The following is a 7900-nucleotide window of genomic DNA, read 5'->3' on the forward strand; positions in this document are numbered from 1 at the left end:
TTACCGGATCCTGCGGATTACCGATCAGGGGTGTTGCTTTATCGAACGAGCGCAGGATCTCCATTTCATTGGCTTCCAATCCGAAATCGAAAACTTCGAAATTTTCCTTCAAACGGTCGGGATGCATCGTTTTCGGAATGACGACCACTCCCGACTGGATTTGAAATCGCAATACCACCTGACGTACCGTTTTATGGTACCTGTCGGCGATATACATCAAAACCGGGTCATCGTAAAGTGCATCGATTTTTCCTTGTCCGAACGGAGCATAACCCTCGTGCTGTATACGATATTTCTTCATCCAGCGGTAAATCTCTGTCTGCTGTGAAATAAGGTTGGTCTCGATCTGATTCACGGCAGGCACGACCTTATTATACAGTATCAGGTCGATCAGTCGGTCGGAGGTATAATTCGATACGCCGATAGCACGGATTCTACCCGCTGCATACAGCTCTTCCAGTTCTCGCCAGGCGGCATAAGTATTGCCGAACGGCCAGTGCAACAACACAAGATCCAGGTAGTCGGTCTGCAACTTCCGCATCGATTCTTCTACTGAAGCCCGGGTATGTTCATAATTCTTAAACCACACCTTTGTCGTGATAAACAACTCCTCCCGTGCCACATCACTCCCGGCAACCGCCCGGCCGATATACTCCTCGTTTCCATATCCCTGGGCCGTATCGATCGACCGATAACCGATCCGGATAGCCTCCGATACGCTCCGTTCACATGTGTCGGGATCGGTCAAAAGAAAAGTTCCTAATCCCAATACCGGCATTTCAATGCCATTGTTCAGTTTTACAGTTTCCATATCATTGCTTTTATTCTAAGGCAAAATTACCTGCATTCCCTGCCCCGGATGTCCGGAAAATCCTGTTTTCCGAACCAATTTTACAGATTGTCCCATAAATTTCGTATATTTGTATCATACAGGATGCGGTTCGGCCATGCCAAATTTGAAAACAAAGTTTTTATTTGTTATTGCACTCACCTTCCGGTATATTTATAATCGGTCGGCCATATAGACTATAGACGTGATGAGCCATATGTTGAAAGTGAAAAACGTAAACGATTACAGTGCCTACCTCGGACATTCCGCCCAACACCGATGGGTAAGCGTCATCGATTATGCAGAGGTAACACCTATCCGTCATTCTCTCTGTAATTACAGCGTTTACGGATTATTTCTGCGGGACGATATCCTGATCGATCTGACCTACGGTCTGGGAAAATACGACTACAACAAGGGAACGCTCATTTGTGTGGCTCCCGGACAGATAGGCGGGAAAGAGGATGACGGAGAGCGGGTAGAGATAGAAGGATGGGCACTCCTGTTTCATCCCGATATACTCCGGGGTTCTCCGCTCGAAAATAAAATCAAAGAGTATTCTTTTTTTTCCTACCAGACAAACGAGGCCCTGCACATGACCGGAGAGGAAAGGGAAATTTTTATCTCCATGCTGCAACAACTCCGTCACGAACTCGGACACCGACCGGATAAACAGCAAGATTCGATCATTCTTTCTTATATCGAACTAATCCTAAACTATGCCAAACGTTTCTATGACCGGCAATTCATGACCCGTCGCCAGGATAACAACGATATACTGGCCCGTTTCGAGAAATTGCTGGATGATTATTACAACAACGGGAAACAATTGTCCAACGGTATTCCGAGCGTATTGTATTGTGCCGAACAACTTTGCATGTCATCGAACTACTTCGGCGATCTGGTGAAGCGAACGACGGGAGAAACAGCAGGTAACCACATCCGCCGGTTTATCGTCGAAAAAACCAAAGACAAACTGATCGGCGGTAATTCTATTTCTCAGATCGCTTACGACCTCGGCTTCGAATATCCACAACATTTAAGCCGGTTATTCAAAAAACAAGAGGGATGTACCCCCACGGAGTACACCGAACGGCTACAAAAGAACAGCACAACCTCCGGTTCCGACCGGCCTCACCGGCAATCGTAAAAAAGCACCCTTTACTATATAAAAGTAAATAATCATTTCAATTAAAAAAAATACAATTTCGACACTTTCCTTTGCAAACGTCTGCACAATTATATGTCCTTTGATCTATTTTTTTATTTGCCGCAAAAGGTTATCTTTGTCCGGTTTATGCGCTAAACGAGTGGTGATTAGCAATATATTAATCTATAAAAGCGATAAAAATGGTATATTCACAGGAAGTACAACACATGTGTGTTGTCAAAAAAGGTCCGAACCATGGACCGGCCCCAATTCCTGAAGAAGGCAAATGGGTGAAAGCAAAAGAAATCAAAGACATCTCAGGTTTAACCCACGGTATCGGTTGGTGTGCTCCTCAGCAGGGGACTTGTAAACTGACCCTGAATATCAAAGAAGGGGTAATCGAAGAAGCCTTGGTGGAAACTATCGGTTGTTCAGGAATGACCCATTCAGCAGCTATGGCTGCAGAAATCCTGCCGGGCAAAACGATTCTCGAAGCATTGAATACCGACCTGGTTTGCGATGCGATCAACACAGCTATGCGTGAATTATTCCTGCAAATCGTATATGGACGTTCACAGAGTGCTTTCTCCGAAGGCGGACTGGTGATCGGTGCAGGCCTCGAAGATTTGGGTAAAGGTCTGCGCAGCCAGGTAGGAACCATGTTCTCTACCAAAGCAAAAGGTGTTCGTTACCTGGAACTGGCCGAAGGATATGTAACCCGTTTGGCTCTCGACGAAGACGACGAAGTATGCGGATATGAATTCGTACGCCTCGGCGTTATGATGGACCTGATCAAAAAAGGTACCGACGCTAACGAAGCATTGAAGAAAGCCACTTCAAACTACGGACGTTTCGCCAATGCAGTTAAATATATTGACCCACGTCACGAATAAAACAGGAGGAACACACTATGGCAAAAAGAGAAGTAAAATTTGAAAGTCAGGATCGTCGGATCGCTCAGATCAACAAAGTATTGAACTCCTATGGCATCGCTTCTATCGAAGAAGCCGAAGCAATTTGCGACGCAAAAGGAATCGATCCTTATCTGGAATGTGAACAGACTCAGAATATCTGTTTCGAAAATGCAAAATGGGCCTACGTAGTCGGGGCTGCGATTGCAATCAAGAAAAATTGTACCCATGCGGCCGATGCTGCCGAAGCTATCGGCGAAGGCCTGCAGGCTTTCTGTATCCCCGGATCGGTAGCCGACGACCGCAAAGTAGGTCTGGGCCACGGTAACCTCGCAGCCCGTCTGCTACGCGAAGAAACACAGTGCTTCGCTTTCCTGGCAGGCCACGAATCCTTCGCAGCTGCTGAAGGTGCTATCAAAATCGCTGAAATGGCCAACAAAGTACGGAAAAATCCATTGCGGGTGATCCTGAACGGTCTGGGAAAAGATGCTGCTATGATCATCTCCCGGATCAACGGTTTTACTTACGTACAAACCGAATTTGATTACTATACCGGCGAACTGAAAGTTGTTAAAACCAAAGCTTACTCCGACGGTCCCCGGGCAAAAGTAAACTGCTACGGAGCCGACGATGTACGCGAAGGAGTCGCTATCATGTGGAAAGAAGACGTAGATGTTTCCATCACCGGTAACTCTACTAATCCTACCCGTTTCCAACACCCCGTTGCCGGAACTTACAAAAAAGAACGTGTACTGGCCGGAAAACCCTATTTTTCAGTAGCATCAGGCGGTGGTACGGGCCGTACCCTGCATCCCGACAATATGGCTGCAGGCCCTGCTTCCTACGGTATGACCGATACACTCGGACGGATGCACTCGGACGCACAGTTCGCCGGTTCATCTTCCGTACCTGCCCACGTAGAAATGATGGGATTCCTCGGTATGGGCAACAACCCGATGGTAGGAGCGACTGTAGCTGTTGCCGTTTCTGTTGCACAGGCACTGACCAAATAATCGGATCATCGTCATCCAGATACAAAAATCCTGCAGGTCCACTCCCGCAGGATTTTTTTATAATTGCTTTAGATCACACACGAACAATAATATTAAAAAATGAAGCGTATAGTTTTTTTGGATTACGTGCGTGTATTCGCATGCTTTCTGGTCATAGTCGTTCATGCCAGTGAAAACTTCTATGGCGCCGCCGGTTCCACCGACATGGCAGGCCCACAATCTTTTCTGGCCAATGAGTCCGATCGGCTGTGGGTGTCCGTTTACGATGGTTTCTCACGCATGGCTGTTCCGTTATTCATCATCGTCTCTGCCTTTCTTCTTACACCGATGAAAGAAGGGTTAACCTCCTGGCAATTCTACCGCCAGCGTTCCATCCGTATCCTGCCCCCGTTTCTGCTGTTCATGGTGTTATACAGTACCCTGCCCCTGCTGTGGGGACAAATAGACGCAGAAACATCGGTAAAGGATTTATCGCGAATACTACTCAACTTCCCGACACAGGCCGGACACCTGTGGTTCATGTACCCCCTGATCAGCCTTTATTTATTCATTCCCGTCATATCCCCCTGGCTAAAAAAAGCTACAGCCAAAGAAGAATGTTTCTTCATCGGCCTGTTCCTGTTATCAACCTGCATGCCGTATCTCAACCGCTGGTGGGGAGAAGTTTGGGGACAATGTTTCTGGAACGAATTCCACATGTTGTTCTATTTCTCCGGCTTCCTCGGTTACCTGGTCATGGCACATTATATGCACACCCACCTCACCTGGAGCCGCTCCAAACGCCTCAGAACAGGAATTGCTTTGATGATTATCGGAGCAGTGTGGACGATCTACTCGTTTTATATCCAGGCGATACCCGGAGAAAACCTGTCCACTCCTGTTATAGAAATCGGATGGGCTTTCTGTACCATCAACTGTGTGCTCCTTACTACAGGAACCTTCCTGATGTTCAGCTGTATAAACCAGCCGAAGTCCCCGCGGCTCATCACCGAAATATCGAAACTCAGCTACGGCATGTACCTGATGCACATATTTTGGCTCGGCCTATGGGTAACGGTATTCAAGCATAACCTGGCATTTCCTACTGTCGCCGCCATTCCCTGTATTGCAGCAACGACATTTATCTGTTGTTTCGTGACGACAAAGATAATCTCGCTCATACCGGGCAGTAAATGGATTATAGGATAAAAACGCATACTGCCATTTTGAGCAAGGTATCCAATCGGTTACACCTTACGTCACCGATTGGATACAACAAAAAACTACTTCGTACAAAAACAATTTTACCGAAAACCGATAGAAAGATAATCCGGCCGATCACTCACTATGCCTCCGTCCGCTGAAAAGAGACACAATCCATAGCAAAACGATCGCCCCGATCGTAGCCACAACCAGACTGCCGATAATCCCACCGGTCGAATAAATACCCAGCAGACTGAACAACCAGCCCCCCAATACTCCTCCGATTATACCGACAACCAGATTCACGATCAATCCGAAACCTCCGCCTCGCATAATCTTACCGGCCACATATCCGGCCACAATTCCGATAATAATAAACCAAAGAAATGACATAATCCTATTATTTTCTTTGTTATACTCCAATCCGAAAAAATAGTTCATCTTTCCCCGCTAAAAATTTTTCCCTCGTAAACCATTATGAACTTGCCCGACTTATAATCCCGGCGAATCAGAACTTCACCAACCCGATTTCCGTAAACTTCCAAAAAAACAAAAAAATGATACGTAGCGGAATTTACACATTAGGAATCATCGTATTAACCGGAATCTTAGTACCGGCATACGCACAACCCGGGACGGACACCACCTGGAAAAGGGGTGGAAACATCGGGATAAACTTAAGCCAAGTCAGCCTGAGTCAATGGGCTGCCGGAGGTGATAACGCAGTAGGATTCAACCTGCAATTCAACTACTTTGCCAACTATAAAAAGGCGAAACACCTCTGGAACAATCGTCTGGAACTCGACTACGGTCTGAATAAAACCAAATCGGACGGCACCAAAAAAACAAACGACAAAATCTACCTGTCTTCCACCTATGGATACGAAATAGCGAAAAACTGGTATGCCAGTGGATTGATGACCTTCCAGACCCAATTTGCTAAAGGATACGACTACAACGTCGACCCGGACGTGTTTATCTCGCGTTTTATGTCTCCGGGATACCTCCTGATCGGTGCCGGTTTCACCTGGACCCCCAAAAGCTGGTTTACAGCGACCTTCACTCCAGCCACCTGGAGAGGAACTTTCGTCAGCAGTAAAATCCTTTCCGACCAGGGAGATTTCGGAGTTACCCCGGGTAAACACCTCTTTTCCGAATTCGGTGCTAACTTACGCATGGAAGCCAAATACGAATTCCTGAAAAACATGACCGTGTTCTCCCGGCTCAATCTTTACAGTAACTACCTGAAAGACCCCCAGAACGTCGATATCAGCTGGGATGTACAGCTCAACATGGCTATCAATCAATGGTTCTCCTGCAACATCACCACCAATATGATCTACGACAACGACACCAAAATCTTACAAAAAGACGGAACTAAAGGCCCCCGTCTGCAATTCAAAGAAGCCCTGGCCGTCGGTTTTCAGGTTACCTTCTAAAATCCTCGTTTCAGGACAAAAGGTCCGTCCCAGAATCCGGAACTCTGGGACGGACCTTTTGTCCCAATCGACTCCTGCCAGAAACACCGCCTCCGAAAGTCAAAATTCGAAGGTCCCTCTAAATCCTGAAAATTACATAAATTAAACACAGTTATTTAATAAAATTGAGATATTTGTAACATGAAACGATATCTCTTTTTATTTCTTATTGTTACTATTTACGGATGCCGGGAACAGGCGAACCGGCCAGCCCGGACAATTCCCCGGACAAGTGTGGCTTCATACAGTAATCCATTGTTAACATCGGGAGCAGACCCCTATGCCATCTACCATGACGGTGTATATTATTATACCCAGTCGATGTACGACCATCTTTCCATCTGGAAGACAAAGGATATTACCGACCTCAGGCATGCCCGGAGCAAAACCGTATGGCTCCCGGACGATCTGACCAATAGCCGGGACCTTTGGGCTCCGGAACTGCATTATCTCGACGGGAAATGGTATCTTTACTATGCAGCTGCCGGTATCCGGGCCGGGAGCCATCAACTATACGTACTCGAAAACAGCCATCCGGACCCGACCGAAGGCCGGTTTATCTACAAAGGTCAGCTCCGCACTTCCGCCGACCAAAGCTGGGCGGTAGATGCTTCGGTATTCACCCACAGGGATTCACTCTACCTAGTATGGTTCGGTATCCCCGAACAACCGATTCCTTATATTTTCAATTGCATTTACATTGCCCGTCTCGAAAATCCCTGGACACTGGCCACCCGGCCGGTTATGATCGGTATTCCCGATCAAAGATGGGAACGTCATGACCCGGAAGCCGCTTTTTCGATGGGTAGCCCGCAACCCTTAAAAAGTCCCGACGGCAATCTGATTCATCTGGTCTATTCGGCCGGCGGAAACCGGCCTCCTTATTCAGCCCTGGGACTGATGACCGCCCAAAGCGGCAGTAACCTGCTCGATCCGGCCTCCTGGAAAAAGTCACCACAACCTGTATTTTGCCAGAACGATACGCTGGGCGTATTCGGCCCCGAACATTGCAGCTTTATAAAATCTCCGGATGGGACCGAAGATTACATTTTTTACCATGCCCGCTATCGTCTGGAGCCAGCGGCCAACGATCTGCGGACACCTCGTTTACAGAAATTTTCGTGGGATAAAAAAGGTTTCCCGGTATTCGGGCAACCCATCCCCTGTCACGTCAAACAGCCCAAACCTTCAGGTACAGCGATATGAGAACTTTTTTCTTTTTTCTATTGATCCTATCAGCCGGATGCCGGCATACCGATCCCGACCTTGAAAACGCTCTCCGTCAGGCCGGGGAAAATCGCAGTCAATTGGAACAGGTACTCGATCATTACCGGAAC

Annotated in this window: 8 protein-coding genes; 6 read left to right on the plus strand and 2 right to left on the minus strand. The window is 47.3% G+C overall.

Translation table 11 applies throughout. From position 1 onward, the window contains the following. Positions 1-811, minus strand: an 811-nt coding sequence (locus tag WS42_RS13685) for an aldo/keto reductase (protein ID WP_046451266.1), incomplete at its 3' end; no start/stop codon positions are given. Between the two features lie 235 nt (positions 812-1046). Between WS42_RS13685 and WS42_RS13690 the strand changes: the two genes are divergently transcribed. The 4 genes from WS42_RS13690 to WS42_RS13705 all read left to right on the plus strand — a co-directional run bounded on the left by WS42_RS13690 (position 1047) and on the right by WS42_RS13705 (position 5091). Continuing rightward, on the plus strand, positions 1047-1979 hold the full coding sequence (locus WS42_RS13690; protein WP_229057729.1) for a helix-turn-helix domain-containing protein: 933 nt from the start codon (positions 1047-1049) through the stop codon (positions 1977-1979). A gap of 200 nt (positions 1980-2179) precedes the next feature. Next, positions 2180-2872, plus strand: a complete 693-nt coding sequence (locus WS42_RS13695) for an iron-sulfur cluster assembly scaffold protein (RefSeq protein ID WP_046451267.1) — start codon at positions 2180-2182, stop codon at positions 2870-2872. Between the two features lie 17 nt (positions 2873-2889). Further along, entirely contained in the window at positions 2890-3903 is a 1014-nt protein-coding gene (locus WS42_RS13700) for a GGGtGRT protein (protein WP_046451268.1), read from the plus strand. Positions 3904-4002: 99 nt separating this feature from the next. Then, entirely contained in the window at positions 4003-5091 is a 1089-nt protein-coding gene (locus tag WS42_RS13705; protein ID WP_046451269.1) for an acyltransferase, read from the plus strand. A gap of 129 nt (positions 5092-5220) precedes the next feature. Here the strand turns inward: WS42_RS13705 and WS42_RS13710 are convergent, their stop codons facing one another. Beyond that, a complete protein-coding gene (locus WS42_RS13710; RefSeq protein ID WP_041557489.1) occupies positions 5221-5478 on the minus strand; it encodes a GlsB/YeaQ/YmgE family stress response membrane protein in 258 nt (85 codons plus the stop codon). Positions 5479-5642: 164 nt separating this feature from the next. Between WS42_RS13710 and WS42_RS13715 the strand changes: the two genes are divergently transcribed. After that, the gene (locus tag WS42_RS13715; protein WP_013613084.1) at positions 5643-6524 is read left to right on the plus strand and encodes a DUF3078 domain-containing protein; all 882 of its coding nucleotides are present in this window, start codon (positions 5643-5645) and stop codon (positions 6522-6524) included. Positions 6525-6704: 180 nt separating this feature from the next. After that, on the plus strand, positions 6705-7769 hold the full coding sequence (locus WS42_RS13720) for a glycoside hydrolase family 43 protein (RefSeq protein WP_022159767.1): 1065 nt from the start codon (positions 6705-6707) through the stop codon (positions 7767-7769). The last annotated feature ends 131 nt before the right edge of the window (positions 7770-7900 follow it).

The organism is Odoribacter sp. N54.MGS-14, from assembly GCF_000980295.1.
GTDB lineage: Bacteria > Bacteroidota > Bacteroidia > Bacteroidales > Marinifilaceae > Odoribacter > Odoribacter splanchnicus.

Bases quoted from the DNA above. Each gene is read 5' to 3' on its own strand.
- WS42_RS13700 (WP_046451268.1), top strand. From the start codon at position 2,890: ATGGCAAAAAGAGAAGTAAAATTTGAAAGTCAGGATCGTCGGATCGCT.
- WS42_RS13705 (WP_046451269.1), top strand. From the start codon at position 4,003: ATGAAGCGTATAGTTTTTTTGGATTACGTGCGTGTATTCGCATGCTTT.
- WS42_RS13710 (WP_041557489.1), bottom strand. From the start codon at position 5,478: ATGTCATTTCTTTGGTTTATTATTATCGGAATTGTGGCCGGATATGTG.
- WS42_RS13690 (WP_229057729.1), top strand. From the start codon at position 1,047: ATGTTGAAAGTGAAAAACGTAAACGATTACAGTGCCTACCTCGGACAT.
- WS42_RS13695 (WP_046451267.1), top strand. From the start codon at position 2,180: ATGGTATATTCACAGGAAGTACAACACATGTGTGTTGTCAAAAAAGGT.
- WS42_RS13720 (WP_022159767.1), top strand. From the start codon at position 6,705: ATGAAACGATATCTCTTTTTATTTCTTATTGTTACTATTTACGGATGC.
- WS42_RS13715 (WP_013613084.1), top strand. From the start codon at position 5,643: ATGATACGTAGCGGAATTTACACATTAGGAATCATCGTATTAACCGGA.